The 26,404-nt window shown below is 64.9% G+C and carries 28 protein-coding genes; 13 read left to right on the top strand and 15 right to left on the bottom strand.

All coding sequences use genetic code 11. The features are described from left to right. Positions 1-12 precede the first annotated feature (12 nt). On the bottom strand, positions 13-981 hold the full coding sequence (mdh, locus tag DPM35_RS18380) for a malate dehydrogenase (RefSeq protein ID WP_112128699.1): 969 nt from the start codon (positions 979-981) through the stop codon (positions 13-15). 213 nt (positions 982-1,194) lie between these two features. On the opposite strand from mdh, the gene DPM35_RS33115 reads away from it, so the two are divergent. Then, a complete protein-coding gene (locus DPM35_RS33115; protein ID WP_281004613.1) occupies positions 1,195-1,320 on the top strand; it encodes a hypothetical protein in 126 nt (41 codons plus the stop codon). Between the two features lie 6 nt (positions 1,321-1,326). Here DPM35_RS33115 and zapE read toward each other — a convergent pair whose 3' ends face one another. From zapE to DPM35_RS18395, 3 genes are all read right to left on the bottom strand, one after another. Then, positions 1,327-2,529, bottom strand: a complete 1,203-nt coding sequence (gene zapE / locus DPM35_RS18385; RefSeq protein ID WP_112128700.1) for a cell division protein ZapE — start codon at positions 2,527-2,529, stop codon at positions 1,327-1,329. 185 nt (positions 2,530-2,714) lie between these two features. Further along, on the bottom strand, positions 2,715-3,260 hold the full coding sequence (locus tag DPM35_RS18390) for a protease inhibitor Inh/omp19 family protein (protein WP_112129086.1): 546 nt from the start codon (positions 3,258-3,260) through the stop codon (positions 2,715-2,717). A 209-nt stretch (positions 3,261-3,469) separates the two neighbouring features. Continuing rightward, positions 3,470-3,907 (bottom strand): VOC family protein, encoded by a 438-nt coding sequence (locus tag DPM35_RS18395; protein WP_112128701.1) that lies wholly within the window; start codon positions 3,905-3,907, stop codon positions 3,470-3,472. Positions 3,908-4,033: 126 nt separating this feature from the next. Here DPM35_RS18395 and DPM35_RS18400 point away from each other — a divergent pair, with 126 nt between their 5' ends. From DPM35_RS18400 to DPM35_RS18435, 8 genes are all read left to right on the top strand, one after another. Further along, complete coding sequence (locus DPM35_RS18400) at positions 4,034-5,062, top strand: MBL fold metallo-hydrolase (RefSeq protein ID WP_112128702.1); 1,029 nt, start codon at positions 4,034-4,036, stop codon at positions 5,060-5,062. Between the two features lie 40 nt (positions 5,063-5,102). After that, entirely contained in the window at positions 5,103-5,264 is a 162-nt protein-coding gene (locus DPM35_RS18405) for a DUF1328 family protein (RefSeq protein WP_095820293.1), read from the top strand. Between the two features lie 73 nt (positions 5,265-5,337). Continuing rightward, on the top strand, positions 5,338-6,222 hold the full coding sequence (gene dapF / locus DPM35_RS18410; RefSeq protein WP_112128703.1) for a diaminopimelate epimerase: 885 nt from the start codon (positions 5,338-5,340) through the stop codon (positions 6,220-6,222). Next, entirely contained in the window at positions 6,222-7,547 is a 1,326-nt protein-coding gene (mtaB, locus tag DPM35_RS18415) for a tRNA (N(6)-L-threonylcarbamoyladenosine(37)-C(2))-methylthiotransferase MtaB (protein WP_112128704.1), read from the top strand. Before dapF ends, mtaB begins: the two co-directional genes overlap by 1 nt. 15 nt (positions 7,548-7,562) lie before the next feature. Next, complete coding sequence (gene ftsY / locus DPM35_RS18420; protein WP_112128705.1) at positions 7,563-9,434, top strand: signal recognition particle-docking protein FtsY; 1,872 nt, start codon at positions 7,563-7,565, stop codon at positions 9,432-9,434. Between the two features lie 63 nt (positions 9,435-9,497). Next, the gene (locus DPM35_RS18425) at positions 9,498-10,157 is read left to right on the top strand and encodes a septation protein A (RefSeq protein WP_112128706.1); all 660 of its coding nucleotides are present in this window, start codon (positions 9,498-9,500) and stop codon (positions 10,155-10,157) included. Positions 10,158-10,211: 54 nt separating this feature from the next. Next, on the top strand, positions 10,212-10,832 hold the full coding sequence (locus DPM35_RS18430; protein WP_112128707.1) for a pyridoxamine 5'-phosphate oxidase family protein: 621 nt from the start codon (positions 10,212-10,214) through the stop codon (positions 10,830-10,832). Between the two features lie 39 nt (positions 10,833-10,871). After that, complete coding sequence (locus tag DPM35_RS18435) at positions 10,872-11,420, top strand: NADPH-dependent FMN reductase (protein ID WP_112128708.1); 549 nt, start codon at positions 10,872-10,874, stop codon at positions 11,418-11,420. A gap of 216 nt (positions 11,421-11,636) precedes the next feature. Here the strand turns inward: DPM35_RS18435 and DPM35_RS18440 are convergent, their stop codons facing one another. Together DPM35_RS18440 and DPM35_RS18445 are read right to left on the bottom strand one after the other, a co-directional pair. Next, on the bottom strand, positions 11,637-11,843 hold the full coding sequence (locus DPM35_RS18440) for a tautomerase family protein (protein WP_112128709.1): 207 nt from the start codon (positions 11,841-11,843) through the stop codon (positions 11,637-11,639). 159 nt (positions 11,844-12,002) lie between these two features. Further along, positions 12,003-12,923, bottom strand: a complete 921-nt coding sequence (locus tag DPM35_RS18445) for an SMP-30/gluconolactonase/LRE family protein (RefSeq protein WP_112128710.1) — start codon at positions 12,921-12,923, stop codon at positions 12,003-12,005. Between the two features lie 294 nt (positions 12,924-13,217). On the opposite strand from DPM35_RS18445, the gene DPM35_RS18450 reads away from it, so the two are divergent. After that, on the top strand, positions 13,218-13,382 hold the full coding sequence (locus DPM35_RS18450; protein ID WP_245431577.1) for a hypothetical protein: 165 nt from the start codon (positions 13,218-13,220) through the stop codon (positions 13,380-13,382). Positions 13,383-13,554: 172 nt separating this feature from the next. Here the strand turns inward: DPM35_RS18450 and DPM35_RS18455 are convergent, their stop codons facing one another. From DPM35_RS18455 to ccmA, 4 genes are all read right to left on the bottom strand, one after another. Beyond that, positions 13,555-14,133 carry a DsbE family thiol:disulfide interchange protein gene (locus DPM35_RS18455; protein ID WP_112128711.1) on the bottom strand — a complete coding sequence of 193 codons (579 nt, stop codon included), beginning with the start codon at positions 14,131-14,133 and terminating at the stop codon, positions 13,555-13,557. Beyond that, positions 14,130-14,297: a heme exporter protein CcmD gene (gene ccmD, locus DPM35_RS18460; protein WP_112128712.1), complete on the bottom strand. Its 168-nt coding sequence runs from the start codon at positions 14,295-14,297 to the stop codon at positions 14,130-14,132. Before ccmD ends, DPM35_RS18455 begins: the two co-directional genes overlap by 4 nt. Positions 14,298-14,415: 118 nt before the next feature. Beyond that, positions 14,416-15,081 carry a heme exporter protein CcmB gene (gene ccmB, locus DPM35_RS18465; RefSeq protein WP_112128713.1) on the bottom strand — a complete coding sequence of 222 codons (666 nt, stop codon included), beginning with the start codon at positions 15,079-15,081 and terminating at the stop codon, positions 14,416-14,418. A gap of 193 nt (positions 15,082-15,274) precedes the next feature. Continuing rightward, positions 15,275-15,883, bottom strand: a complete 609-nt coding sequence (ccmA, locus tag DPM35_RS18475; protein WP_112128714.1) for a heme ABC exporter ATP-binding protein CcmA — start codon at positions 15,881-15,883, stop codon at positions 15,275-15,277. Positions 15,884-16,166: 283 nt separating this feature from the next. Between ccmA and acnA the strand changes: the two genes are divergently transcribed. Then, positions 16,167-18,857 (top strand): aconitate hydratase AcnA, encoded by a 2,691-nt coding sequence (gene acnA / locus DPM35_RS18480; RefSeq protein ID WP_112129088.1) that lies wholly within the window; start codon positions 16,167-16,169, stop codon positions 18,855-18,857. Positions 18,858-18,912: 55 nt separating this feature from the next. Here acnA and DPM35_RS18485 read toward each other — a convergent pair whose 3' ends face one another. Beyond that, a complete protein-coding gene (locus tag DPM35_RS18485; RefSeq protein WP_112128715.1) occupies positions 18,913-19,593 on the bottom strand; it encodes a ceramidase domain-containing protein in 681 nt (226 codons plus the stop codon). Positions 19,594-19,778: 185 nt separating this feature from the next. Between DPM35_RS18485 and DPM35_RS18490 the strand changes: the two genes are divergently transcribed. Further along, positions 19,779-20,567 (top strand): DUF1223 domain-containing protein, encoded by a 789-nt coding sequence (locus DPM35_RS18490; protein WP_112128716.1) that lies wholly within the window; start codon positions 19,779-19,781, stop codon positions 20,565-20,567. Positions 20,568-20,976: 409 nt separating this feature from the next. Beyond that, positions 20,977-21,363, top strand: a complete 387-nt coding sequence (locus DPM35_RS18495; RefSeq protein WP_112129089.1) for a DUF2794 domain-containing protein — start codon at positions 20,977-20,979, stop codon at positions 21,361-21,363. 104 nt (positions 21,364-21,467) lie between these two features. On the opposite strand, the gene DPM35_RS18500 is transcribed toward DPM35_RS18495, so the two are convergent. The 4 genes from DPM35_RS18500 to DPM35_RS18515 form a co-directional block, all read right to left on the bottom strand. Continuing rightward, positions 21,468-22,043, bottom strand: coding sequence for a GNAT family N-acetyltransferase (locus DPM35_RS18500; RefSeq protein ID WP_112128717.1), 576 nt, complete (start codon positions 22,041-22,043; stop codon positions 21,468-21,470). A 116-nt stretch (positions 22,044-22,159) separates the two neighbouring features. After that, positions 22,160-22,900 carry a Bax inhibitor-1/YccA family protein gene (locus tag DPM35_RS18505; RefSeq protein ID WP_112128718.1) on the bottom strand — a complete coding sequence of 247 codons (741 nt, stop codon included), beginning with the start codon at positions 22,898-22,900 and terminating at the stop codon, positions 22,160-22,162. A 227-nt stretch (positions 22,901-23,127) separates the two neighbouring features. Beyond that, a complete protein-coding gene (locus tag DPM35_RS18510) occupies positions 23,128-25,668 on the bottom strand; it encodes an ABC transporter permease (protein WP_112128719.1) in 2,541 nt (846 codons plus the stop codon). Next, positions 25,668-26,366 carry an ABC transporter ATP-binding protein gene (locus DPM35_RS18515; RefSeq protein ID WP_112128720.1) on the bottom strand — a complete coding sequence of 233 codons (699 nt, stop codon included), beginning with the start codon at positions 26,364-26,366 and terminating at the stop codon, positions 25,668-25,670. The genes DPM35_RS18510 and DPM35_RS18515 overlap by 1 nt, the downstream gene beginning before the upstream one ends. Positions 26,367-26,404 lie beyond the last annotated feature (38 nt).

Here is a 26,404-nt window from a genome sequence, read left to right on the forward strand (position 1 = left end):
TTGCCGACGGGATTACTTGCCGGCGAGATGCGGGGCGATCTTGGTGCAGGCCTCGGTCAAGCCCTGGACGGCCGCGACCGAATTGTCGAACATCTTCTGCTCGGCCTTCGACAGGTCGATCTCGATGACGCGCTCGACGCCGCCGGCGCCGATCACCACCGGAACGCCGACATAGGTGCCCTTGACGCCATACTGTCCCGACAGATGCGCTGCGCAGGGCAGCACGCGCTTCTTGTCCTTGAGATAGGACTCGGCCATGGCGATCGCCGAGGCCGCCGGCGCATAATAGGCCGAGCCGGTCTTCAAGAGGCCGACGATCTCGGCGCCGCCGTCACGGGTGCGCTGCACGATCTGGTCGAGCTTCTCCTTCGAGGTCCAGCCCATCTTGACGAGGTCGGGCAGCGGGATACCGGCGACCGTCGAATAGCGGATCATCGGCACCATCGAGTCGCCATGGCCGCCGAGCACGAAAGCGGTGACATCCTCGACCGAGACCTTGAACTCCTCGGCCAGGAAATAGCGGAAGCGGGCGCTGTCGAGCACGCCGGCCATGCCGACGACATGGCTGGTCGGCAATCCTGAGAACTTCTGCAGCGCCCAGACCATCGCGTCGAGCGGGTTGGTGATGCAGATGACGAAAGCCTTGGGCGCGTACTTCTTGAGGCCCGCGCCAACCTGTTCCATCACCTTGAGGTTGATGCCCAGAAGATCGTCGCGGCTCATGCCCGGCTTGCGCGGCACGCCGGCGGTGACGATGCAGACATCCGCGCCCTCGATGCCGGCATAGTCGTTGACGCCGGTGAGCCTGGAGTCGAAGCCGTCGACCGGCGACGACTGCGCGATATCGAGGCCCTTGCCCTGCGGAATGCCCTCGGCGATGTCGAACAGCACCACGTCGCCGAGATCCTTGAGGCCGATCATATGGGCGAGCGTGCCGCCGATCATGCCCGAGCCGATGAGCGCTATCTTGTTGCGTGCCATGTGAGGATGTTTTCCCTTTGTCTGTGACGGTGCCGTGACGGGGCCGGGGAGGCCGAAAGGATGCGGGAAGCCGCGAGATTTCGCCGCACCCAATAGCGCCGGCCGCGCTGAAATTCAAACGATTATTTTTGGCTCAACATTTTCAATCGGTTAGATGCATCGGGAATTACGTAAACGTCAAAGTTTCTGAGCCGACTGAGGGGAATTTACACAATGAACGTGGAAATCAGAAGGCTTCATCCCGGCGATGACGCCCTTGTGATGCAGGGAGGCGGCGAAGTGTTCGATGAACCTCAATTCGTCATCATGCCGCGAAGCAAGAGCGAAGACCTAGGGTGACGAGTGTTAAGCCTGCGCCTGCCTCGCCTCGGGGGACTGCGCTCCGTCCTCTCGCCGTTCCGCCCAACCGTCCAGCCAATCGCGGCTCTGCATTTCGACTAGGCGCGAGGCGGTGCGCTCGAATTCGAACACTTCCGTGCCGCGTTTGGCGGTGTAGAGCCCTTCCGGCGCCGCAGCGGCGCTCATCACCAGCCGCATATGGTGGTCGTAGAGCGTGTCGATCAGAAGGATGAAGCGCTTGGCTTCGTTGCGCTTGCCTTCCCCCAGCACCGGCACGTGATCGATGAAGAGGGTCGAGAAGCGGCCTGCGATGGCCAGATAATCGCGCGCGCCGAGCGGCTTTTCGCAGAGATCGGCAAAGGAAAAGCGCGCCGCGTCGCCGGCGGCGCGCGGCACGACGAGCTGGCGGCCTTTCAGCGTCAGCGTCACCTCGCCGGTCGGCTGGCCATCCGTCATCGCCTTCCAGGCCTTGTCCAGCGCGCGCTCGGCCGCGGCGTCGTCCGGCGTGACATAGACCGGCTGCCGGTTGAGCTTTTCCTGCCGGTAGTCTTTGTCGGCATCGAGCGTCATCACATGGGCATTGCGCTCGAGCAACGAGATGAAAGGCAGGAAGAGCTGGCGGTTCAGCCCGTCGCGATAAAGGTTCTCCGGTGCCACGTTGGAGGTGGCGACCAGCACCACGCCATCGGCAAACAGCGCCGAGAACAGGCGTGACAGGATCATGGCGTCGGCGATGTCGGTGACCGAGAATTCATCGAAGCACAGCACCCAGGCTTCATCGGCGAGCGCCCGGGCGACCGGCGGGATCGGATCGTCTTCCTTGACCGAGCCTTCCTTGCGCGCCTGCCTGTGCTTCTGGATCCGGTCCTGCACATCGGCCATGAAATCGTTGAAATGCACGCGGCGCTTGCGGCGGACCGGCAGCAGCTCGAAGAACATGTCCATCAGCATGGTCTTGCCGCGACCGACGCTGCCATGGATGTAGAGCCCTTTGACCGGGGTGCGCGGCTGCCGCTTGGCCGCGAACAGCCAGCCCAGCGCGCTCGACTTCTGCGCCAGTCTTTTGGCCGAAATCTCGTCGATCAACCGATCGAGCGCGGCGACGACATGCTCCTGCGCCGGATCGCGCTCGACAGCGCCGCTCTGGACGAGATGGTCGTAGCGCTGCCTGACGGTCGCATGGGTCTGGAGGCCGTCGCGCAGATGCATGGGTTCACGTCGTTTGCTTTGAGCAAATGCTCTAAGAGGCGCCGGGCTATGTTGAGATTCAGGTCAGGCCGAGACGAGAAGGGTGGGTTCCGAGAACCGGAGCGGAGCGTACTTGAAGTACGTGAGCACCGGAAGCGCAGGAAGCCGCCATTCGCAGGCTGGCATCACCTGAATATCAGCATAGCCTACCTTGTAAGCGAGATCGGCTGCCCATTGGAAGTCTGGCCGTCGAACTTTTCGCCGCCTGACGAGTAGAGCCTTGCCAGCGTGCCGCCATTTTCGTCGTAGAGCGTCAGCTGCTTGCCGGCGACATTCCACGACTTGATGCCGTCGATCGGCGCCGGGCAGTGCAGCGGACCGGCGCGGTAGCCGGCGCCGAACTTGGTCTGCGGCGTCGCCACCTTGCAGCTCTGCCCGGAGACATTGACGTTCCACACGCCGGCGACGCTGGCCGCGGTGAGGTCGGTGGCGCCGGCGGGCGCGGTGCCGTCCGGCGGCAGCGAAGCGACCTGGGTGTTCTTCGGCGCGGTCGGGAATTGCGACGGATCGGTGGTGCCGGGAGCGGCCGGCGGCGGCAGCTGATTCTGCGTCACCGTGCCGGACGGCGCCGGCGTCAGCGGCGCCGGCTGCTGGTCGTCCATCGACGAGAAGCGCGAGGTCGAGCAGCCGCTCGCAACCAGCGCGGCCAGCGAGATGGCCATGAGGCCGCTCCGCGAAAAGGGGCGGGTCATCGAAAAATTCATCAAAACCTCCGTCGGATCCGGCCGGGGGGAGCCATCCGCGTAATCTCCGCTCCACCAAGATGGCGAAGGTGGCAGAATTTCAACCCGATATGGTTAAAATAGGGTTTTCGAGTCGGATGTTGCAAATTTATCGCAGCAAGCGGAAGGCGCCGGAAAGCCGACCCGGGGAATTCGCCTAAGCCGTTGAGATATCGGTATTAAATCCGGACGCTTGGCACGAATATATAGCCGTCCGGGCCGACGACGTAGCATTCGCGCAGGCCATGCGGCTTGTCGATGGAGCCGGCCAGCACGATGTGGCCGAGCGCCGCCGCCTTTTTCTCGACCGCATCCGGATCGGCGCCGTAAAGGCGCAGCTCTATGCCGGCCCCGCGTGTCTCGGCGCCCGAAGTGACCCCGGTCATCGGATTGTCGAGATAGGAATGGTCGGCATGCAGCATGAAGACCGAGCCCAAAAGCTCGATCGCCGCGAAATCCTCGTCGGCATAGATGATGCGGGCGCCGAGTACGTCGCGGCAGAAAACTTCCATCGCCGCCATGTCGGTGACCAGAAGATTGACGCCCAGCCCATGTGGCAGCGAACGGCCGAAATCCTCGGCCTTCATCCACGGTATCCTGGTTCGCTTCATGACCATGATGGTCGCCCCCTCGCTCCCGATCCTAGATGAACCGGGTGCCGCCGATTGGCATTCGCCAGCAAATTGCTTGCGCCAGGCAGGCGTCTCCTTATCTCAGGAGGGGACCGAGCCGGCGGAGTAAGAATGGCCGCGAGAAAGAGAACCGCCAACCGCTATTACAGCGGCCCGCAAAGCGATCATTTCGACGGCGCCTTGTTCTTCAATCCCGGCGGCAAGCCGCCGGGGCGCTTCAGCGATCTCCTCAGATGGCAATTCAGCGGCGGGCGGGCGAAATGGCCTGCCGCCGTTCCGAGTCCTCACCCGCAGGTGAAGCCGGTGCCTCGGGTGGATGGCGGCGCGCTCAGGCTCACAATGGTCGGCCACGCCTCATTGCTCATCCAAACCGCCGGGCTGAACATCCTGACCGATCCGGTCTGGTCGGAGCGCGCCTCGCCCTTCGTTTTTGCAGGCCCCAGAAGGGTCAATGCGCCGGGCATCGCCTTTGCCGACCTGCCGCCGATCGACCTGGTCCTGGTCAGCCACAACCACTACGACCACCTCGACCTCGCCACGCTGAGGCGGCTGAAGAACAGCCACGACGCACGCGTCATCACGCCGCTCGGCAACGACGCCATCATTCACCGCGCCGTGCCTGGCATGCGGCTCAGCGCGCATGATTGGGGCGACAGGATCGACGCCGGCGCTGCCGCCATTCATGTCGAGCCGGCGCATCACTGGTCGGCGCGCGGCGGGCGCGACCGCCGCATGGCGCTGTGGGCGGGCTTCGTCGTCGAAACGGCGGGCGGCAACATTTATTTCGCCGGCGACACCGGCTTCCATGACGGCATCAACTACCGTCTGATGGCAAAAAAGCATGGCGGCTTCCGCCTCGCCATCCTGCCGATCGGCGCCTATGAGCCGCGCTGGTTCATGGCGCCGCAGCACCAGAATCCGGAGGAGGCCGTTCTCGGCATGAAGCTGTGCAATGCGGCTCACGCCGCAGGCTGCCACTGGGGCACCTTCCACCTCACCGACGAGCCGGTCGAGGAGCCGGCACAAAAACTGGCCGAGGCGCTCGAGGCGCACGGCCTGCCGCCGGAGCGTTTCCGCGCCATGCGTCCTGGTGAAGTCTGGGACATACCGCCCATCCTGACAAGGAACCCAAACCGGTGAAACGCGTTGGGTTCACGACGCAATTTCGCCGGAGCTTCCCATGATCAGGTGGATCATCATTCTTCTCATCATTGCCGCCGCCGCCAGCCTGCTCGGCATGCCGGCCTTGGCCGGCGCCGCTGCCATGGGCGCGCGCGTGCTGATCGGCATCGTGCTGATCCTCTTCCTGCTGCTCGTGCTCGGCGTCTTCGCCGTCACATAAGACTCGGCTGGACTGGTAATTCCGGGCCGTTTCAGCCATATAGCGGCCAAATGGAACTGGAATGACCGGTTAGATGGCAGGCACGGCCCCCTTCGCCAAGATGAACGGCATCGGCAACGAGATCATCGTTGCCGATATGCGCGGCCGTGCCGACAGGGTGACGCCGGCGGCGGCGATCGCGCTCAACGCCGACGCGGCGACCAAGTTCGATCAGATCATGGCGATCCACGATGCGCGCACGCCGGGCACCGCTTATTATATCGACATCCTGAACTCGGACGGATCCGGGGCGCAGGCCTGCGGCAACGGCACGCGCTGCGTCGTCCAGGCCCTGGCCGCCGAAACCGGCCAGAAGAGCTTCACTTTCGAGACCCGCGCGGGCATCCTGAATGCTCAAGAACACGCTGACGGCACGATCTCCGTCGACATGGGCAAGCCGCGCTTCGGCTGGCAGGAGATCCCGCTGGCGGAAGAGTTCCGCGACACGCGCATGATCGAGCTGCAGATCGGCCCGATCGACGCGCCGGTGCTGCATTCGCCCTCGGCGGTGTCGATGGGCAATCCGCATGCCATCTTCTGGGTCGACAACGACGTCTGGTCCTACGAGCTCGACCGCTTCGGACCCCTGCTCGAAAACCACCCGATCTTCCCCGAGCGAGCCAACATCACCCTCGCCCAGGTCACGTCGCCCGAGACGATGATCATCCGCACCTGGGAACGTGGCGCCGGCCTGACCAAGGCCTGTGGCTCGGCGGCCTGCGCCGCCGTGGTGGCGGCCGCGCGCACCAAGCGCACCGGTCGCAGCGTCTCGCTGCTGACGCCCGGCGGCGGCGCATTGCATGTCGAATGGCGCGACGACGACCACGTCATCCTGACGGGTGCCGCCGAATGGGAATTTTCCGGCAGCTTCGATCCCTCGACCGGCGCCTGGGCCCGCGACACCGAAAGCGCCGCCTGATGTCCGCCCTTGAAAAAGGCGCGGCCCAAGCTCCCATCGGCAAGGGCATCGACGTCGTCACCTTCGGCTGCCGCCTCAACACCTATGAATCGGAAGTGATGCGCCGCGAGGCCGAAAGCGCCGGCCTCGGCGCGCTCCAGGGCGGCGCCGTCATCTTCAACACCTGCGCCGTAACCGCCGAAGCGGTGCGCCAGGCCAAGCAGGCGATCCGCAAGGCGCGGCGCGAGAACCCCTCAGCCCGCATCATCGTCACCGGCTGCGCCGCGCAGACCGAGCCGCAGAACTTCGCCGCCATGGACGAGGTCGACCTCGTGCTTGGCAATGAGGAGAAGCTCAAGGCCAATTCCTACCGCGCGCTGCCCGATTTCGGCGTCAACGACACCGAGAAGGCGCGCGTCAACGACATTTTCTCGGTGCGCGAGACGGCAGGCCACATGGTCGACGCCATCGAGGGCCGCGCGCGCGCCTTCGTGCAGGTGCAAAATGGCTGCGACCATCGCTGCACCTTCTGCATCATCCCCTATGGCCGCGGCAATTCGCGCTCGGTGCCGATGGGCGCCGTGGTCGAGCAGGTGAAGCGCCTTGCCGGCAACGGCTATGCCGAGATCGTGCTTTCCGGCGTCGACATGACGAGCTTCGGCGCCGACCTGCCGGGCAGCCCGAAGCTTGGAAAACTGGTGAAGACCATTCTGCGCCAGGTGCCGGACGTTAAGCGGCTCAGGCTGTCCTCGATCGATTCCATCGAGGCCGACGACGACCTGCTCGAGGCCATCGCCACCGAACCCAGGCTGATGCCGCATCTGCACCTGTCGCTGCAGTCTGGCGACGACATGATCCTGAAGCGCATGAAGCGCCGGCATCTGCGCGACCAGTCGATCCGCTTCTGCGAGGACGTGCGCAAGCTGCGCCCAGGCATCGTCTTCGGCGCCGACATCATCGCCGGCTTCCCGACCGAGACCGAGGCGATGTTCGAGAACTCGGAAAGAATTGTCAAAGAGTGCGGCCTGACGCATCTGCACGTCTTCCCGTTTTCGCCGCGCGAAGGCACGCCCGCCGCGCGTATGCCGCAGGTCCGCCGCGAGGTGGTCAAGGCGCGCGCCGCGAGGCTTCGCGCCGCCGGCGAGGCCGCCTACCGTCGTCATCTGACCTCGCTCCCCGGCACGCGGCAGTCGATCCTGATCGAGCGCGACGGGCTCGGCCGCACCGAAGGGTTCACACTGGCCGCGATCGACGCCGGCTCGCCCGGCGAGATCGTCGAAGCCATCATCACCGGCCATGACGGCGCCCGACTGATTGCGGCCCCGCTGGCCGCGCAAGCCGCCTGAGAAACTGCGAGACGCATGGCTGGTTTTTTCAAGAAGATATTTTCGTTCGGCAAGAAGGAGGTCGTCGAGGAGCGCGTCGACGAGGCGGCCCCGCTGCCGCCGATCAAATGGGATCAGCTGGACGCGCTGAAGCCGGAGGCCGATCAGGCCGCGCCCTACCCTCCCCTCGATGGGGAGGGTCGCCACGAAGTGGCGGGGCGGGGTGACGGCACCGACGCTGGCGGCAGTCACCCCCACCCCCGAGCTGCGCTCGGGACCTCCCCCATCGAGGGGGAGGTAGGGGCCGCGCCGCAGCCGCTGCCAGAAGAGCCGAAGCCCGAGCCCGCTCCGACCGTTCCACCGGCGCCGGAGCCCATCATCCCCGCCGAGCCGGAACCGCTGCCGCAGCCTGAGCCGGAGGAAGAGCCACAACCGGCGCCCGAGAAGCCCGAGCCACCGTCGCCCGAGGAAGTGCCGCCGGCGCAGCCCGAGCCCCTGCCCGCGCCGACACCTGAACCCGCGCCGCAGGAAGTGCCCGCACCCGCGCCGGCTCAGCCGGACATCGAGCCTTCGCGTCCGGAACCGCTGCCTGAACCGGCGCCTGTGGAGGTGCCGACGCCGCCGAGCGAGGTTCCGGCCGAAACGCCGGCACCGATCGAGGTGCCGCCAGCCGCGCCGCCTTCCGTCGAGCCAAGCTCAGCAGAGGTCGGCGCTGCCCCTCATCCGCCTGCCGGCACCTTCTCCCCGTATCGAGACGGGGAGAAGGAAGAAGCTGCGACGCTCTACTCTCCCGTTGATGGGGAGGGTAGCCACGAAGCGGCGGGGCGGGGTGACCGCGCCGATGTGGATCACCCCCGAGGCTCGCTCGGGACTTCCCCCATCGAGGGGGAGGTAGGGGCGCCGCCGCGATCCCCCTCCGCCGGTAAGGTGACAGTCGCCAAAAAGGTCGAGCAGAAGGCTGAGCCGCTGAAAGCGCCGGAGCCGGCGCCGCGACGCTCGTGGTTCCAGCGCATGCGCGACGGGCTGGCTCGCTCCTCGCGCGAGCTCACCGGCAACATCGCCGGCGTCTTCACCAAGCGAAAGCTGGACGAGGACACGTTGCAGGACCTGGAAGATGTGCTGATCCGCGCCGATCTCGGCGTGGAGACGGCGCTGCGCGTCACCGATTCGCTTGCCTCCAGCCGCTACGGCCGCGACGTTTCCGACTCTGAAGTCCGCGCCGTGATGGCCGCGGAGGTGGAGAAGGTGCTGACGCCCGTGGCAAAACCGCTCGAGCTCGACCTCAGCCACAAGCCGCATGTCATCCTGGTGGTCGGCGTCAACGGCACCGGCAAGACCACCACCATCGGCAAGTTGGCCGCCAAGCTCACCGATGGCGGCCTCAAGGTGATGCTGGCCGCCGGCGATACGTTCCGCGCCGCAGCGATCGAGCAGCTGAAAATCTGGGGCGAGCGCACGAAATCGCCCGTCATTGCCACCAAGCTGGGCGCCGATGCCGCGGGCCTTGCCTATGACGCCTTCGAGAAGGCCAAGGAGGCCGGCTCCGACGTGCTGATCATCGACACCGCCGGCAGGCTGCAGAACAAGACCGAGCTGATGGCCGAGCTGGAGAAGATCGTGCGCGTGCTGGGCAAGCTCGATCCGGAAGCGCCGCACACGGTGTTGCAGACGGTCGACGCCACCACCGGCCAGAATGCGCTGAACCAGGTCGAGATCTTCCGCAATGTCGCCGGCGTCAACGGCTTGGTGATGACCAAGCTGGACGGCACGGCGCGCGGCGGTATTTTGGTGGCGATCGCCGCCAAGCACCGGCTGCCGGTCTATTTCATCGGTGTCGGCGAGCAGGTCGACGACCTCGAGCCGTTTTCCGCCAGCGAATTCGCCAGGGCGATCGCCGGCGTCGCCTGAACAAAAGCGTGATCTTGGAAGGCCGCCCGCTTTTCGGCCAGATCATGCGCAAGAAGGACTTTTATGAACATCATCGAACGCGACCCGTCCGATCCACGCCGCAAGCCGATGAATCCCGGCTTGAAATTCCTGCTCGAGCTGGGTCCGGGCCTGGTGTTCTTCTTCACCACCATCCGCGGCGAATGGCTGGCCGAGAAATTCCCGGTGCTCAGCCATCTCGGCGAACCGATCCTGATCGCCACCGCCTTCTTCATGGTCGCGACCGCGCTTTCGCTCAGCGCCTCCTGGCTGCTGACGCGCAGCCTGCCGCTGATGCCGCTGGTGTCGGCGATCGTCGTCTTCGTCTTCGGCGCGCTGGCGCTTTACCTGCAGGACAAGACCTTCGCCTTCATGAAGCCGACGATCATCAACTCGCTGTTCGGCGTAACTCTGCTCGGCGGGCTGCTGTTCGGCCGCTCGCTGCTCGGCTACGTGTTCGATTCCGCGTTCCAGCTCGATGCCGAGGGCTGGCGCAAGCTGACCTTCCGCTGGGGGCTGTTCTTCCTGTTCCTGGCCGTGCTCAACGAGGTGGTGTGGCGCAACTTTTCCGAGGCGACCTGGCTATATTTCAAGGTCTGGGGCACCATCCCGATCACCTTGGCCTTCACTTTCAGCCAGATGCCGCTGATCATGCGCCATTCGCTCGAGGACAAGCCGGGCAAGGAAGAGAAGGCCGGCAAGTAGGCAATTCCAGGAAAAGGGACTGTCCGAATTGCGTCAGAATAAGAGGGGGGCGGCATGGAATTCCTCACCACGCATGACGAGCTGAGGACGATCTACAAGACGCCCCGGCCGACCGACGGCTCGATCCGTAAGGAACTGAAAAGCCTCGACGGCCATTGCCGCTCCTTCATCGGCAAGAGTCCCTTCGTGCTGATCGGTTCCTCCGACGGCGCCGGCAATGCCGACGTGACGCCCAAGGGCGACAAGCCCGGCTTCACCGCCATCCTCGACAACTCGACCATCGCCATCCCCGACCGCCCCGGCAACAACCGGCTGGACACGCTGGAAAACATCATCCGCAACCCCTCGGTCGGGCTGCTTTTCCTTATCCCCGGCATGAACGAGACGCTGCGCGTCAATGGCGACGCGCGCATCACCGTCGATCCCGGCCTGCGAGAGCGGCTGGCTGTCGACGGCAAGGAACCGCAGAGCGTGATCGTGGTGACGGTCAAGGCCGCCTACATGCACTGCGCCAAGGCCTTCATGCGCTCCGACCTCTGGAAGCCGGAGACCTGGTACGACCGCGCCACCCTGCCGACGCTCGGCCAGATCATCCGCGACCAGCTGGCATTGAGCGAAAGCGCCGGCGAGATCGACCGCGAGCTGGACGACGATTACCGGCAGACCATGTGGTAGGCTTGCCGCACGACTCACTTCTTTCGTCCGGCTCTTCCCTTGATCGAGATCATCGCCATATCGGGCAGCCTGCGCGCCGCCTCGACCAATTCGGCCCTGCTGGCTGCCTTGGCCGCCAACACGCCCGAGGACTGCCACGTCGAGGTTTACGACGGTGTTGGCCGCCTCCCGATTTTCAACCCCGACAACGAAGGCGAGCGCACGCCGCCTGAAGCCGCGCGCCTGATCGAGACGATCACCCGCGCGGACGGCGTCATTGTCTCGTGCCCGGAATATGCGCATGGCGTGCCCGGCGGCATGAAGAACGCGCTCGACTGGCTGGTGTCGCGCGACGCCGCGGTGGGCAAACCAGCGATGTTGGTGCATGCCTCGCCCCGTTCGCTCTACGCGCGGGCGGCGCTGGCCGAGGTGATGCGGACGATGTCGTTCGTGTTGTATGAGGAGCCGGCGCTGGAGATCGCGCTGCTGGGCAAGGGGCCGGAGGAAATGGAGGCGATCCTGGCGAAGGATTCGAACCGGCAGGCAATGCGTGAGGCAGTGCGGGGTTTTGCAAGGTTTATAGGCGCCAACATGGCCTCGTCATTCTAGGGCGGAGCAAGGAGCGAAGCGACGCGCGCAGGCCCTAGAATCCATGCCGTTACCCTAAGGCGTTGCAACGATTACAGAATTCTGCGCCGTTGCGCTCAACGTCGAAGTCACGGAATGGATCCTCGGGTCAAGCCCGAGGATGACGAACAGAGGGGGAGCGCCCATACCCCCGCCTTCGCCCAAAGGACCGCGCAGGCACTCGAACCTGCGACACCACTACCCCTTCCGCAGGGTTTCGACATCGGTCTTGCCGACATACCAGTCGCGGGCATTGACCTCCTCGAACACCACCCAGACATCGTTGTTGCCAAGCCCGGTGGCGTCCATGATGGCCGAAGTCACCTTCCTGGCGATATCAGCCTTCTTGCCGGCCGGATCGGCGGCGATCACTTCCTTGACGATGCGGATGTTGACGAATGGCATGATGTCCTCCCCTTGGGTTCTGCTGGTTAACGTCAGGCGACGATTTCGCAATTCGCTTCGGCGAGTCGGACAGCGCCGGTTGCGGGAACCGCGGCGCTGACGGCGCTGCTGGGACGCGCAGAAAGGCCAGTAAGGGCCAGAGAAGCGCCTGCAGCAATCTCAATAGGTCTTGGCCCCGTTCACCATCAGCCGCACCACATAGAGCGAGGTGGTGCCGGCGATGTAGAGGCAGTTCAGCTTGTTGCCGCCGAACACGCAGTTGGCGGTCACTTCGGGCACCTTGACCTTGCCGATCAGCGTGCCGTCCGGATCGTAGCAATGGATGCCGTCGGCGGCACTTGTCCAGATGCGCCCGTCGGAATCGAGCCGGAACCCGTCGAAAAGGCCGGCGGTGCAGTCGGCGAAAACCTTGCCGCCCGAAACCTTCTTGCCGTGCTTGCCGACATTGAAGACACGTATATGCGCGGGGTTCTTCTCGCCATGCGTGCGGCCGGTGTCGGCGACATAGAGCAGGCTTTCGTCCAGCGAGAAGGCGAGCCCGTTCGGCCGCACCATGTCGGTGATGACGGCCTCCACATCGCCGGTTTCCGGATCGACGCGGTAGACATTGCAGTTGCCGATCTCGCTTTCGGCCTTGTCGCCCTCATAGTCGGTGTCGATGCCGTAGCTAGGGTCGGTGAACCAGATCGAGCCGTCGGAGCGCACCACCACGTCGTTGGGCGAGTTGAGCCGCTTGCCCTTCCATTTGTCGGCGATGGTGGTGACCGAGCCGTCATGCTCGGTGCGGCTGACGCGGCGGCCGGAATGCTCGCAGGTCACCAGCCGGCCCTGCCGGTCGACAGTATTGCCGTTGGAATTGTTGGACGGCTGCCGGAACACGCTGACGCTGCCGTCGGTCTCGTCATAGCGCAGCATGCGGTTGTTGGGGATGTCGGACCAGACGAGATAGCGGCCGGCGGCGAACCAGGCCGGCCCTTCCGCCCAGCGGCATCCGGTGAACAGCTTTTCCACCTGCGCGCTGCCGTTGAACAGGCGCGCGAAGCGCGGATCGAGAACTTCGTAATAGTCAGCGGCCGCCATGCGTTTTCCTCCCGGCATCAGGTGACGGGCGGATCAAGCCAGCCTGAACGCAATCTGGCAAGACGGCAGGCCTGTAATTTGTATGACAAAACAGATGAGAAATGCGTGAAGCGCGCGCCACAGGCCGCCGTGCCGGATGCAGCGACCCGTTAGCCCGCGGTTAACCGGCTATGCGCTGGTTGCAATGGTGCATTGCAACATCTTTCTTTTGCAACGCACCATTCCTATGTCATGCTCGCAATCGTCAGGGAGGAACAACCGGCCGCACCAGTGCGGCATGAAAGGAACCCTGTCATGTTCGATAATCTTGTTTCCCGCGCCCGCGCCAGCATCGCCAAGCGCCGCCAGTACAACCGCCTCGTCGCCGAAATCGAGAACCTGTCCGGCCGCGATCTCGCCGATCTGCGCGCCGACCGGTCGGAAATGCTCTACCAGATCCGCAAGCAGATTTACGGCTGAGGCTTTTCCGGTCGAGGGGAATTCCCCCTCACCCGGATTGCCAACCGAATTGCGAAGGGCAATTCGGGGCAATCCGACCTCTCCCCGAGGCGAGAGGAGCAGGTAAGCGCCGCCGCCAACCTCTTCTCCCCCCGGGGAGAAGGTGGCCGCGAAGCGGCCGGATGAGGGGGTGTCAACCCGGCGCCGCCAGCGCTTTCTCGATCTGCGGCAACAGCAGGTCGCGAGCAGACTCAGGCGTCAGCGGCCCGACATGCTTGTAGGCGATCTTGCCATCCTTGCCGATGACGAAGGTCTCCGGCACGCCATAGACGCCCCAGTCGATCGCCGCGCGTCCGGCCGGATCGACGCCTATCGCCTGATACGGATTGCCGAGATCGCCGAGGAAGCGGCGGGCGTTTTCCGGCTGGTCCTTGTAGTTCAGCGCCGCAAGCGTGAAGCGCTTGTCCTGCGACAGGCCAAGCAGCACCGGATGCTCTTCGCGACACGGCGCGCACCAGGACGCGAACACGTTGACCAGCGTCACCCTGCCGGCAAAGCTCTTGGAATCGAGCCCCGGCAGGTTCACCCCTTCCAGCGGCGGCAGGCTGGTCTGCGGCGCCGGCAAGCCGATCAGCGCCGAAGGTATCTCGGCAACATCGCGGCCTGACAGGAGCTGCGACAGGAACAGCCCCGCCAGCCCCAGAAATACCAAGAGCGGCAAAAGCACGAACAAGCGGCGGCGCGGCGCCGGAGCTTCGGTCCCGGTGCTCATGGCTTGACGGCCTTATCCGAACGCCGCCTCACCCCGGCGGCCTCGAGCGCCGCGAGCTCGCGCTTGCGCGCCCGCTGGTCGAGCAGGATCCAGCCGACCAGCGCGGCGAGCACGACGCCCGTGATGGCGTAGGCGGCGGTGACGAACAGGGCATGCGTGCTCATGTCGGCCGCTCCCTGCTCTCCGCACTGTCAACCGTTACGATCATAGCTTTCCATAACCTCGGACCGGCCGGTCCGCAATTCGCTGCGGCGCCGCAGCGAAATGAACGTCCTTGTGGCCTCAATCCGTCCCATGCCGCAGCGCCAGCGCCGCCGCCAGCGGCCCGACCACGGCAAGAAACAGCGTCAGCGCGGCAAGAATGAGGAAGGGCTGCAGGAACGGCGCCGGATCGGCGACGGCGCCATAGCTTGCTGAGACACCGAAGATCAGCACCGGAATGGTGAGCGGCAGCACCAGCACGGAGATCAAGAGCCCGCCGCGCGGCAGCGCCACCGCCACCGCCGCACCCGCGGCGCCGATGAAGGTGATGGCCGGCGTGCCGATGAGGAGCGTCAGCGCCGTGGCGCCGATGCCCAGCGGCTCCATGTTCATGAACAGGCCGAGCAACGGCGCGGCGACCACCAGCGGCAGCACGCTGCCCGTCCAGTGCGCCAGGCATTTCGTCAGCACCGTCAGCGCCAGCATGTGACGGTCGCCGTTGAGCACCAGGAGGTCGAGCGAGCCGTCCTCGCGGTCGGCCTGGAACAGCCGGTCGAGGCCGAGCAGGCAGGCGAGCAGGGCGGCGATCCACAGGATTGCCGGGCCGATGCGGGACAGAAGGTTGAGGTCAGGCCCGACGCCGAACGGTATGGTGACGATGACGGCGAGAAAGAAGATGACGCCGACCAGCGCCCCGCCGCCGGCGCGGATGGAAAGGCGGATATCGCGCAGGAAGAGAGCTAGCATGGTTTGAGATGCCTGCGCCCAGGCCCCCCTCTCTGGCCTGCCGGCCATCTCCCCCTCAAGGGGGGAGATTGGATGTCACCGAGGCCTTCGCCAATCTTCAACGTAGAGAGGTTGGCGGGGCGCCCGAACTGCCGATCTCCCCCCTTGAGGGGGAGATGCCCGGCAGGGCAGAGAGGGGGGCTTGGCGCAAACATCAACCGGCTACCCTCATTTGCAGCTCGCGCGCCCCCTCCAACCCCAGCGGCAGATGCGTCGCCGCTACCACGATCCCCCCATCCTCGAGATGCCCCCGCATCAGCCCCGCGAACCGCTCCTCCGAGGCCTTGTCCAACCCCGCCGTCGGCTCATCGAGCAGCCAGACCGGCCGCCTGCTGACAAGAAGCTTGGCGATCGACACCCGCCGCCTTTGCCCGGTCGACAGGTAGCCGAACGGCAGATGCCCGAGGCCGGCGAGCGCCACCGTCTCCAGCGCCTCGTCCACGCCCAGCCCCGGCTCACCCTGGAACGCCCGCCAGAAGCCGAGATTCTCCTCGACGCTGAGCGCCGTCTTCATCGCGTTGAGATGACCGAGATAATGCGAGGCGGAGGCGACCGTCGGGAAAGCTTCGCCGCCGCCTTCGATCAGCACCTTGCCCCTGGCGACCGGCAGCAGACCGGCGACGATTCTGAGCAGCGTCGATTTGCCTGAGCCGTTCGGGCCGGTGATGATGAGCGCTTCGCCCTGGTCGAGCGCAAAGCCGATATTGGAGAAAACCGTCTCGCCGCCGCGCTCGCCGCCCAAATTTTCGGCGATCAGCCGCATTCTTGCCCGTCCCGAAAGCACCGTTTCGCGGCCGTCGCCGGCTCACGCAAATTCGTCTTTCGACTGTCTAGAACTATTCCAGGAAATTCTCTATATGCGGATCATCCGTGCCAGCGGTCGGCGCGGGAACAGGATTAGCGCCGAACCAGCGCACGCGCCGCCTTGAACGGCTCGGGTTGCTTGGGAGCGGACAGCGGAAATGGCCGTACCCGCACCTTTGCGCGTGATTGCATGCCAACGGCGTCCGTTCCCTTTCAGGCTGAACAGACAAGGACGGATCGCCGTGACGAAATCCCTCGACAGTTTCAATTGCCGCCGCACCCTGACCGCAGGTGGCGCGGACTATGTTTATTTCGACCTCGTTGAGGCCGAGAAGAATGGCCTCACCGGCATTTCCCAGCTGCCCTATTCGATGAAGGTGCTGCTGGAAAACCTGCTGCGTAACGAGGATGGCCGCTCGGTCACCAAGGAATCGATCCAGGCGGTCGCCGCCTGGCTGACCGACAAGGGCACCGCCGGCGTCGAGATCGCCTATCGCCCGGCCCGCGTCCTGATGCAGGATTTCACCGGCGTTCCGGCGGTGGTCGACCTCGCCGCCATGCGCGACGGCATCAAGGCGCTCGGCGGCGATCCGGAAAAGATCAACCCGCTGGTGCCGGTCGACCTCGTCATCGACCACTCCGTCATCGTCGACGAGTTCGGCACGCCGATGGCCTTCGCCCGCAATGTCGAGCTCGAATATGAGCGCAACGAGGAGCGCTACAAGTTCCTGAAATGGGGCCAGCAGGCCTTCCGCAATTTCCGCGTCGTGCCGCCCGGCACCGGAATCTGCCACCAGGTCAACCTCGAATATCTGGGACAGGTCGTGTGGACCAATTCGGAAGACGGCGAGACGGTCGCTTATCCCGACACCTGCGTCGGCACCGATTCGCACACAACCATGATCAACGGCCTCGGCGTGCTCGGCTGGGGCGTCGGCGGCATCGAGGCCGAGGCCGCGATGCTCGGCCAGCCGGTCTCCATGCTTCTGCCGGAGGTGATCGGCTTCCGTCTCACCGGCAAGCTCAAGGAAGGCGTCACCGCCACCGACCTGGTGCTCACCGTCACCCAGATGCTGCGCAAGAAGGGCGTCGTCGGCAAGTTCGTCGAATTCTTCGGCCCCGGCCTCTCCAACATGACGCTGGCCGACCGCGCCACCATCGGCAACATGGCGCCGGAATATGGCGCGACCTGCGGCTTCTTCCCCGTTGACAGTGAGACCATCCGCTACCTCACCATGTCCGGCCGCGAGGAAGGCCGCATCGCTCTGGTCGAGGCCTATTCCAAGGCGCAAGGCATGTGGCGTGATGCCGGCTCGCCCGATCCGGTCTTCACCGACCTGCTCGAGCTCGACCTCGGCGACGTCGTGCCGTCGATGGCCGGGCCGAAGCGCCCCGAAGGCCGCGTCGCCCTGCAGGACGTTCCGGCCGGCTTCGCCAAGGCGATGGAGACCGAATACAAGAAGGCCGCCGAGATCTCGAAGCGTTATGCGGTCGAAGGCACCGGCCACGATCTTGGTCATGGCGACGTCGTCATCGCCGCCATCACGTCGTGCACCAACACCTCGAACCCGAGCGTGCTGATCGGCGCCGGCTTGCTTGCCCGCAACGCCAACCGCGTCGGACTGAAGCAGAAGCCGTGGGTGAAAACCTCGCTCGCCCCCGGCAGCCAGGTGGTAGCCGAGTATCTGGAAAAGTCCGGCCTGCAGAAGGAGCTTGACCAGATCGGCTTCAACCTGGTCGGCTTCGGCTGCACCACCTGCATCGGCAATTCCGGCCCGCTGCCGGCGCCGATCTCCAAGACGATCAACGACAAGGGCCTGATCGCCGCCGCGGTGCTTTCCGGCAACCGCAACTTCGAAGGCCGCGTCTCGCCGGATGTGCAGGCCAACTACCTCGCCTCGCCGCCGCTGGTGGTGGCGCATGCGCTGGCCGGCACGGTGACCAAGGACCTGACCACCGAGCCGCTCGGCGAGGGCAGCGACGGCAAGCCGGTCTATCTCAGGGACATCTGGCCGACCTCGGCCGAGATCCAGGAGTTCATCGAGAAGAACGTCACCCGCGAGCTGTTCGCCCGCAAATATGCCGACGTCTTCAAGGGCGACGCCTACTGGCAGAAGGTCAAGGCGCCGGAAGGCCAGACCTATGCCTGGGACGACCACTCGACCTATGTGCAGAACCCGCCCTATTTCGCCGGCATGGGCCGCGCCTTCGGCAAGGTCGGTGACATCAAGGGCGCACGGGTGCTCGGCCTCTTCGGCGACAAGATCACCACCGACCACATCTCGCCGGCGGGTTCGATCAAGGCCGCCTCGCCGGCCGGCAAGTACCTCACCGAGCATGGCGTCGGCGTGGCCGACTTCAACCAGTACGGCACGCGACGCGGCAACCATGAGGTGATGATGCGCGGCACCTTCGCCAACATCCGCATCCGCAACCACATGCTGGGCGAGAACGGCCGCGAGGGCGGCTACACGATCCACTACCCCTCGAAGGAGGAGATGTCGATCTATGACGCCGCGATGGAGTATAAGAAGGAAGGCGTGCCGCTGGTGATCTTCGCCGGCGTCGAATACGGCAACGGCTCCTCGCGCGACTGGGCGGCCAAGGGAACGAATCTCCTTGGTGTCCGCGCGGTCATCGCCCAGTCCTTCGAGCGCATCCACCGCTCGAACCTGGTCGGCATGGGCGTCATCCCCTTCGTCTTCGAGGAGGGCACCTCATGGGCCTCGCTGAACCTCAAGGGCGACGAGCTGGTCGAGATCGACGGGCTGGACGCGATCAAGCCGCGCCAGAAGATGGTGGCCAAGATCACCTATGGCGACGGCACGGTGAAGAATGTGCCGATCATCTGCCGCATCGATACGCTGGACGAGCTCGACTACTTCAAGAACGGCGGCATCCTGCAATACGTGCTGCGCGATCTGGCCGCGTAAAATAGGGAGTAGTGAGTAGTGAATTAGTGAGTAGGGGAACAAGCACCGCTACTCACTACTCACTACTCACTACTGCCCTCACCTTCCCAAACCTCGCCGTCGCCGCCAGCAGCGCCGCCAGCATCAGCGCGTTGAAGACGTGCCAGAGGAAATGCGTGCCGAGCGGGAAGCTGGCGCAGACCAGCGGATCGACCATGCGGCAGATGACCGAGACGACGAAGATCGCCGATCCGGTCAGATTGTACCAGCCGGCCCTGTTGCCGGTGGCTGCGATCCATACCCCGAAGAAGGCGAGCGCAAGGAAAGGCGGCAGATAGCTTGTGGTGCCGTTCGAGGCCATGCGCAGCCAGTCAGGCACGGCAAAGGTGATCAGCCCGGCCACGACATAGAAGGCGACGAAAACGAGGATCGCCTTGCTCCATGACATGCCGAGGAAACGGCGCAGGTTGAACAGCGTGTAGGCCAGCGTGAAGCCGGCGATCGGCAGGATGTCGGCCCAGATCGTGCCTTTGCTGGCGAAGGTGTGGAACACGGTCGAGCCGATGCCGATCGCCACCACCCACCAGGCCAGCACCTCGGCGAAGGCGCCGGTCTTATATCGCCGCACTTGCCGGACGCCCCACAGTCCCGCGGCAATGAAAGCAAGGTTGCTCAAAGCATTGGCCGGCTCCGCCCAAAGTCCAGGTCCGGTGCGTTCGCAATAGAGATCGACAGGGGTCAGGAGAGTTTGCCACATGGTGAGGATGCTGCTCCTGAATCGAACCGCGCCGTGAAATGCAAGGGCTTCTCCTATTGCCCTCTTACCTGCGGTTGCAACAGCAAAATTTCACCGCAACGTGACTTCCCGTTGACTGGCGCTTCTGCCACATATTTTAGCAATCAGAACAAGGCCGGCGTTCACCGGCGGGAATTGGAAAAGTCATGGCATTTCGAGGACGATTGCGGCTTGCGGCAGTAGCGCTGGCCCTGACGGCGTTGGGCGGCGTGGGCCTTGCAGCCGAGCCCGAGAAGGCCGCGACCGGCAAGCCGCAAAGCGAAAAGCCTTTGGGCGTGGTCGAATTGTTCACCAGCCAGGGCTGCAGCTCCTGTCCGCCGGCCGACGAGTTCTTCGCCGAGCTCGCCGGCAAGGACGACATCATCGCGCTCGCCTACCATGTCAACTACTGGGACTATCTCGGTTGGCAGGACACGCTGAGCACCAAGGAGAACACCGAGCGCCAGTATGATTACATGCGCGCCTTCGGCAGCCGCTCGGTCTACACGCCGCAGGCCGTCATCAACGGCCGCAGCCATGTCAATGGCGCCAGCCGCAAGGACGTCGACGGCGCGCTCGCCCGCATGGACAGAACCGGCGAGGGCATGCGGGTCGCCATCAAGGTGAGCCGCACCAGCGACCGCGTCATGATCGACGCGGGCGACGCCGGCGGCGGCCCGGCGGACGCCCATGTGGTGATCGTCTATTTCGACCCGCCGCAGGTGGTGAAGATCGGCCAGGGCGAGAACAGCGGCCGCAGCCTGACCTACTGGAACGCCGTTTCCGATATCCAGACCGCCGGCATGTGGCACGGCAAGGCGCAGCGTTACGAATTGCCGATGACCGAGATCGCCAAGAAGGGCGGCTGCGCGGTGCTGCTGCAGTCGGTCGGCAAGGATGGCATGCCCGGGCCGATCCTCGGCGCCGCCTTCATCCACAAGCCCGATCGGCTGTAGCTTTTTCCCTTCTCCCTTGTGGGAGAAGGAAAAATAAAAAACCGGCGTCAGCTTGCTTCTGACGCCGGTCATTCAGGTTTTGGGATCGTCGCACCTGATTTTTCCAAGGAAAAACCGAGGTTGGTTCGATCCGACGCTGACCCGTGGGCGGGGGGCTTGGGGTTTACGAGCCGGTGCCGGACCGAACCGTCTCAGGCAACGCCGGTAAACTCGTCGGACATTGGGGCATGAGCGCGGATTATTTGTGGCGAGATTGTGGCGGAGCATCACCAATTCCAACATGTGTTTCGCAAACGTGACTGGACGTTTGGGAAACCGCGCGACCGTAGGCATGCCTGGCTGGCCCTTGCAATTCGATCCTGAAAGCGCGAACCTTGCCCGGCGCATGATTCAATCGAAGGATCGAGGCATGACCGATCACAGCGGCGGGATGGAGGATGGGGAAGCATCCGGAATATTGATCCCGTTGCACGAGGCGCGCAGCGCACGCCTCGACCAGCCGGTGCGATTCGACCGGCGCGAGCTCGACCAGATCCTGAGGCTTTACGGACGCATGGTGGCGGCCAATGAATGGCGCGACTATGCCATCGACCATCTTACTGATCGCGCTGTCTTTTCCGTCTTTCGCCGGGCCAGCGAAGTGCCGCTGTTCCAGATCGTCAAGGACCCCAAGCTGGCGCGTCGGCAAGGCGCATTCGCCGTCATCGCGGCGGGCGGCCGCATCCTGAAGCGCGGCCAGGAACTCGGCCGCGTGCTCGGCGTGTTCGATGCCAAGCTGAAGGTTGTCGAGGCGTGAGAAGAGGAATTGAAGAACTGAAGAATTGAGGAACTGAGGAAAAAGGGCGCTTGGCGCGCCGGTGCGGCAGTCGTTTTTCTTCAGTTCTTCAGTTCTTCAATTCCTCAGTTCCCCTTGAGCCCCCGAAACCTCCGCTCCGGCAGCGAATCGGGATCCGGCGGCAGCGCGGCGCCGCCGTTCAGCGGCAGCTGCATGAACACCGTGTCCAACCAGCGTCCGTGCTTGTAACCGGATCCTTCCAGGCGCCCGGAATGACGGAAGCCGAGCTTCTCGTGCAGCCGCACCGAAGCGCTGTCGGCATGGCCGTCGCCGATCACCGCGATGATCTGGCGGAAGCCCGCAGCGCGCGCCGTTTCGATCAAGGCCCGCATCAGCAGCGAGCCCACGCCCTGCCCCCTGGCCTCGGGCGCGACATAGACCGAATCTTCGATGACGAATCGGTAGGCGGGACGCGGCCGGAACGGTCCGGCATAGGCATAGCCGAGCACGGAGCCGTCCTTTTCCGCCACGAGATAGGGAAAGCCTCCCGCCGCCAGATTGTCGAATCGATTGCCCATTTCGGCGCGGCTGGGCGGCTCCAGCTCGTAGCTCGCCGTGCCGTGGACGACCGCATCGGCATAGATTTCCGTGATCCGGTCGAGGTCAGCCGCGGTGGCGGCCCTGATCGCGATATTGCTCATAATCTATGCAGTTTATTTTCCTGCCTCGATAACAGCAGAGGCATGCGCAAAAGGAAAGGGCGGCCGTTGGGCCGCCCTTTGCAACTCTATGGTCCAGTGAGACCGGGTAACCACCCTTAGCGGCGGTCGCCCATGAACTGCAGCAGGAACATGAACAGGTTGATGAAGTCGAGATAGAGCTGCAGCGCGCCCATGATCGCCTTGCGGCCGGCGACGTCGGCGACGTCACCCTCGAAATACATCTCCTTGATCCGCTGAGTATCGTAGGCGGTGAGGCCGGCGAAGACCAGCACGCCGATCGCCGAGATGGCGAAGGCGAGCGCCGACGACTGCAGGAAGAAGTTGAGCAGCATCGCGATCAGCAGGCCGATCACGCCCATGATCAGGAACGAGCCGAACGCCGACAGGTCGCGCCTTGTCGTGTAGCCGTAGAGCGACAGACCGCCGAAGGCCGCGGCCGTGGCGAAGAAGGTCTGGGTGATGCTGGTGCCGGTGTAGACGAGGAAGATCGTCGACAGCGACAGGCCGACAAGGCCGGCATAGACCCAGAACGTGGTCTGCGCCGCCGCCACGCTCATCGACTGGATACGGAACGACAGGAACATCACGGCGGCGAGCGGCGCCAGGATGACGACCCAGCGGAACGCGCTGGCATAGATGAGCTGGCCGAAACCGGTCAGTTGGCCATCGCCGGTGATGGCGAGTTGGAACGCGCCCCAGGCGGCGAGGCCGGTAATGAGCAGGCCAAGCCCCATGAGGTTGTAGACTTTGATCATATAGGCGCGCAGGCCCTGATCGATATCGACGCGCGCGCCGGGGGCGGCGGACGTCTGGTAGTTGCGAATGGGATCAGCCATTGGAAATCCTCTGTTGCTTCTGCCCCGTCCGGTGACAGGTCTTTTGAGACCAGGCGCCGCTGGCGGAGCTCCAGCATGCCTGCGCAAAATATGAGCGTTCTCGACGTCAAGAACAAGACGGTAACGAGCGGTAACGCTTTGTGAGAAAGCAAAAGGCCGGTTTTCGGGCCTTCCTACCGCCATTCTTACAAAGATTTAACCGGGCGGCCTGCCGGAAGCCCCACCGGTCAAAGGTTGCGCAGAACCGGCGCCGCCTTGTGGCCGAGCACCCGCCAGGTGCCGGCAAGGCCGATGCCGACGGTGACCGTCAGCGAAACCAGGATCGTCGCCACCGCCACCTCCGGCATGAAGTGCGAAGGCAGCGTCATGATATGCGCGACCACGAACCAGGCGGCGATGCCGCCGGCAGCCAGCGCGAACAGCGCCGTCGCAAGGCCGATCAGCACATATTCCAGCGAGAAAGCGGCGATCAGCGTTCGTCGCGTCGCGCCGAGCGTCTTCAGCACCACGGCGTCATGGATACGCGCCCGGTTGCCGGCTGCCAAAGCGCCGGAGAGCACCAGCACCGAGGCGATCAGCGCCACGCCGGCGGCGGCGCGGATCGCCGTGCCCAACTGCGCCACCAGCCGGTTGACGATGTCGAGCGCGTCCTTGACGCGCACCGTCGTCACCGCCGGAAACGCGCGGGTGACGGCGTTGAGCAGCCTCGCGTCATCGGCCGCGGAGGCTTGCTTGTCGGTCAGCGTCGCCAGCCAGCCATGCGGCGCTCCAGCAAAGCTGTTGGGCGAGAACACCATGACGAAGTTGATGCCCATCGTCTCCCACTCAACCTGGCGGAAATTGGCGATCTTGGCCGTGACGTTGCGTCCCAGCACATTGACGGTCACGCTGTCGCCGAGCTTCAGCCCGATCGCCTTGCCCTCCTCGGCCGAGAACGACACCAGCGGCTCGCCGGAATAGTCCTGCGGCCACCACGCGCCTTCGGTCAGCGTCGCGTTTTCCGGCTGCCTGGCGTCATAGGTCAGGCCGCGGTCGCCGCGCAGCACCCAGGCGCCGTCGGCCGGGATCTTCACCTTGTCGACGTCGACGCCGTTGAGCGCCATGATGCGGCCGCGCAGCATCGGCACCTTGACCAGCGTTCCACGAGGCGACTCCTTGCCCACAAGGCTGGCGAAAGCATCGACGTCGCCGCTCTGGATGTCGACGAAGAAGAAGTTCGGCGCCCGCTCCGGCAGGCTGCCGGAGATCTGCCGCCTGAGATTTCCGTCGATCAGCGCCAGCGTCACCAGCAGCGTCAGCCCCAGCCCGAGCGACAGCACCACCGAAGGCGTCAGCGCGCCGGGCCGATGAATGTTGCCGAGCGCCAGCCTCAATGAGACCGAGCGCACGCGCGGGCTCTTCCTGGCCGCCCATTGCACCAGCGCCGCCACCAGCCGCAGCACCAGGAAGGCAAAGACGGTGGCGCCGACGAAGATCGAGGCGATGCGGTAGTCATTGGCCGAGAGGATCGCCAGCGCCGCCAGCGCGACGACGATCGCCAGCGCCGCGCCCGTATAGGGCAGACGCGGCAGGCCGCGGCTCTCGAATCCCATCTCGCGGAACAGTGCGGTCGCCGGCACGTCGCGGGCGCGGCCGAGCGGCAGAAGCGCGAAGGCCAATGTCACCAGCAGGCCGAACAGCGCGGCCATGGCGAGCGCGCCAGGATAGAAGCCTCCCTGCGCCGGCACTGGGATCACGGATTGCAGAAGGGCGCTCGCCACGAACGGCATCGCGGCGCCGAGGATGAGCCCAAGCACGATGCCGAGGCCTGCGATCAAAAGGATCTGGACGAGATAGACGGTGAAGACGAAGCCACCCGAGGCGCCGAGGCTCTTGAAGGTGGCGATGACGCCGCGCTTGCCGTCGAGATAGGCGCGTACGGCGTTCGCCACGCCGACCCCACCGACCACCAGCGCCGTCAGGCCAACCAGGGTAAGGAATTGCGAGAAGCGCTCGATATTGGCGGACAGCGCGGGCGCGGCGTTGCTGCGCGTGCGGACCGACCAGCCGGCCTGCGGGAAATCCTTCGCGGCTTGAGCCTGGATGTCCTTGATCCGCGCCTCGGACGTGCCCTCCGGCAGCCGCACCTTATAGGCGTTCTCGACCAGGCTGCCCGGCTGCACCAGGCCGGAAGCGGCGAGGCCCTGGCTGGAGATCATCAGCCGCGGCGCGAAGCCGAAACCGTCCGACACCGCGTCCGGCTCGCTGACCAGCCTGGCGCGCAACTCGAAAATGGCGCTGCCGAGCTTCAGCCTGTCGCCGATATGGAGGTTGAGCCGCTCGAACAACAGGTCGGGCGCGGCGGCGCCGAACACGCCGGACCTTTCGCCGAACAAATGCTCCTTCGGCAGCGCCGGATCGGTCTCCAGCGCGCCATAGAGCGGATAGGCGTCGTCGACGGCCTTGGCTTCGACCAGCGCCTGGTCGGAGCCGTCTTCCAGCCGCGCCATCGAGCGCATGCCGGAATTGAGCGACACCATGCCGAGGCTCCGGATGAAGCCAAGCTCGGCATCCGAAGCGCTGCGCTGGTTGATCTGGAAGCGCAGATCGCCGCCAAGCAGCGTCTGGCCCTGGTTGGCGACGCCGGCGCTGATCGCCTGCGCCACCGAATTGACGCCGCCGATCGCCGCGACGCCGAGCGCGATGCAGGCCAGGAAGATCATGAAGCCGGACAGGCCGCCGCGCATCTCGCGCAGCGAGAAGCGGATGGCGAGCTTCAATGTCCGCATCAGGCGGGAACCTTCACGGCTTTCGGCGCGTCCTCGATCCGCCCCGAACGCATCGACACCTGGCGCGCGCAGCGCGCGGCAAGCGCCGGATCATGCGTCACCAGCACCAGCGTCATGCCGCGTTCCGCCGCCTTGGCGAAGAGAAGATCGGCGACCTGCTTTCCCGTCGACTGGTCGAGATTGCCGGTCGGCTCGTCGGCGATGAGGATGCGCGGCGACGGCGCCAGCGCCCGCGCGATCGCCACGCGCTGCTGCTCGCCACCGGAAAGCTCGCCGGGATAGTGCGTCACACGGTCGCTCAAGCCGACAGCCGCGAGCTCGCGCGCGGCGACGCCGAACGGATCGGCATGGCCGGCAAGCTCGAGCGGCACCGCGACATTCTCCAGCGCCGTCATATTTGGGATGAGATGGAAGGACTGGAACACGATGCCGATGTTTCGCCCCCGAAACGAAGCAATCTGATCTTCGCTTTTGTCGTTGATCAGCTCGCCGGCGATCCGTACCGTGCCCGAATCGACCCGTTCCAGGCCGGCAAGAACCATGAGCAGTGTGGACTTGCCCGAGCCCGACGGACCGACAATGCCGGTGGCTTGCCCGGCCGCCACGTCGAGGCTCACGCCCTTCAGCACATGGACGGAGGACGCGCCCTCGCCGAGCGTCAGCGATACGTCCCTCAGCGCGATGACGGCTTCTGTCACAATAAAAGCGCCCTATATGTGGAAAAAGGAGACGGCCC

The organism is Mesorhizobium atlanticum (assembly GCF_003289965.1).
Taxonomy (GTDB): domain Bacteria; phylum Pseudomonadota; class Alphaproteobacteria; order Rhizobiales; family Rhizobiaceae; genus Mesorhizobium; species Mesorhizobium atlanticum.

What these genes read in the sequence shown, in the direction of transcription:
- dapF (WP_112128703.1), top strand. Translation starts at nt 5,338, where the DNA reads ATGGCAGGCACGGCCCCCTTCGCCAAGATGAACGGCATCGGCAACGAG.
- zapE (WP_112128700.1), bottom strand. Translation starts at nt 2,529, where the DNA reads ATGCATCTGCGCGACGGCCTCCAGACCCATGCGACCGTCAGGCAGCGC.
- DPM35_RS18430 (WP_112128707.1), top strand. Translation starts at nt 10,212, where the DNA reads ATGGAATTCCTCACCACGCATGACGAGCTGAGGACGATCTACAAGACG.
- ccmD (WP_112128712.1), bottom strand. Translation starts at nt 14,297, where the DNA reads ATGAGCACGCATGCCCTGTTCGTCACCGCCGCCTACGCCATCACGGGC.
- DPM35_RS18440 (WP_112128709.1), bottom strand. Translation starts at nt 11,843, where the DNA reads ATGCCATTCGTCAACATCCGCATCGTCAAGGAAGTGATCGCCGCCGAT.
- DPM35_RS18445 (WP_112128710.1), bottom strand. Translation starts at nt 12,923, where the DNA reads ATGGCGGCCGCTGACTATTACGAAGTTCTCGATCCGCGCTTCGCGCGC.
- ftsY (WP_112128705.1), top strand. Translation starts at nt 7,563, where the DNA reads ATGGCTGGTTTTTTCAAGAAGATATTTTCGTTCGGCAAGAAGGAGGTC.
- DPM35_RS18390 (WP_112129086.1), bottom strand. Translation starts at nt 3,260, where the DNA reads ATGACCCGCCCCTTTTCGCGGAGCGGCCTCATGGCCATCTCGCTGGCC.
- DPM35_RS18400 (WP_112128702.1), top strand. Translation starts at nt 4,034, where the DNA reads ATGGCCGCGAGAAAGAGAACCGCCAACCGCTATTACAGCGGCCCGCAA.
- DPM35_RS18485 (WP_112128715.1), bottom strand. Translation starts at nt 19,593, where the DNA reads ATGTGGCAAACTCTCCTGACCCCTGTCGATCTCTATTGCGAACGCACC.
- DPM35_RS18395 (WP_112128701.1), bottom strand. Translation starts at nt 3,907, where the DNA reads ATGGTCATGAAGCGAACCAGGATACCGTGGATGAAGGCCGAGGATTTC.
- DPM35_RS18425 (WP_112128706.1), top strand. Translation starts at nt 9,498, where the DNA reads ATGAACATCATCGAACGCGACCCGTCCGATCCACGCCGCAAGCCGATG.
- DPM35_RS18450 (WP_245431577.1), top strand. Translation starts at nt 13,218, where the DNA reads ATGTTCGATAATCTTGTTTCCCGCGCCCGCGCCAGCATCGCCAAGCGC.
- DPM35_RS18505 (WP_112128718.1), bottom strand. Translation starts at nt 22,900, where the DNA reads ATGGCTGATCCCATTCGCAACTACCAGACGTCCGCCGCCCCCGGCGCG.
- DPM35_RS18455 (WP_112128711.1), bottom strand. Translation starts at nt 14,133, where the DNA reads ATGAGCACCGGGACCGAAGCTCCGGCGCCGCGCCGCCGCTTGTTCGTG.
- mdh (WP_112128699.1), bottom strand. Translation starts at nt 981, where the DNA reads ATGGCACGCAACAAGATAGCGCTCATCGGCTCGGGCATGATCGGCGGC.
- ccmA (WP_112128714.1), bottom strand. Translation starts at nt 15,883, where the DNA reads ATGCGGCTGATCGCCGAAAATTTGGGCGGCGAGCGCGGCGGCGAGACG.
- DPM35_RS18500 (WP_112128717.1), bottom strand. Translation starts at nt 22,043, where the DNA reads ATGAGCAATATCGCGATCAGGGCCGCCACCGCGGCTGACCTCGACCGG.
- mtaB (WP_112128704.1), top strand. Translation starts at nt 6,222, where the DNA reads ATGTCCGCCCTTGAAAAAGGCGCGGCCCAAGCTCCCATCGGCAAGGGC.
- DPM35_RS18405 (WP_095820293.1), top strand. Translation starts at nt 5,103, where the DNA reads ATGATCAGGTGGATCATCATTCTTCTCATCATTGCCGCCGCCGCCAGC.
- DPM35_RS18495 (WP_112129089.1), top strand. Translation starts at nt 20,977, where the DNA reads ATGACCGATCACAGCGGCGGGATGGAGGATGGGGAAGCATCCGGAATA.
- DPM35_RS18510 (WP_112128719.1), bottom strand. Translation starts at nt 25,668, where the DNA reads ATGCGGACATTGAAGCTCGCCATCCGCTTCTCGCTGCGCGAGATGCGC.
- ccmB (WP_112128713.1), bottom strand. Translation starts at nt 15,081, where the DNA reads ATGCTAGCTCTCTTCCTGCGCGATATCCGCCTTTCCATCCGCGCCGGC.
- DPM35_RS33115 (WP_281004613.1), top strand. Translation starts at nt 1,195, where the DNA reads ATGAACGTGGAAATCAGAAGGCTTCATCCCGGCGATGACGCCCTTGTG.
- DPM35_RS18490 (WP_112128716.1), top strand. Translation starts at nt 19,779, where the DNA reads ATGGCATTTCGAGGACGATTGCGGCTTGCGGCAGTAGCGCTGGCCCTG.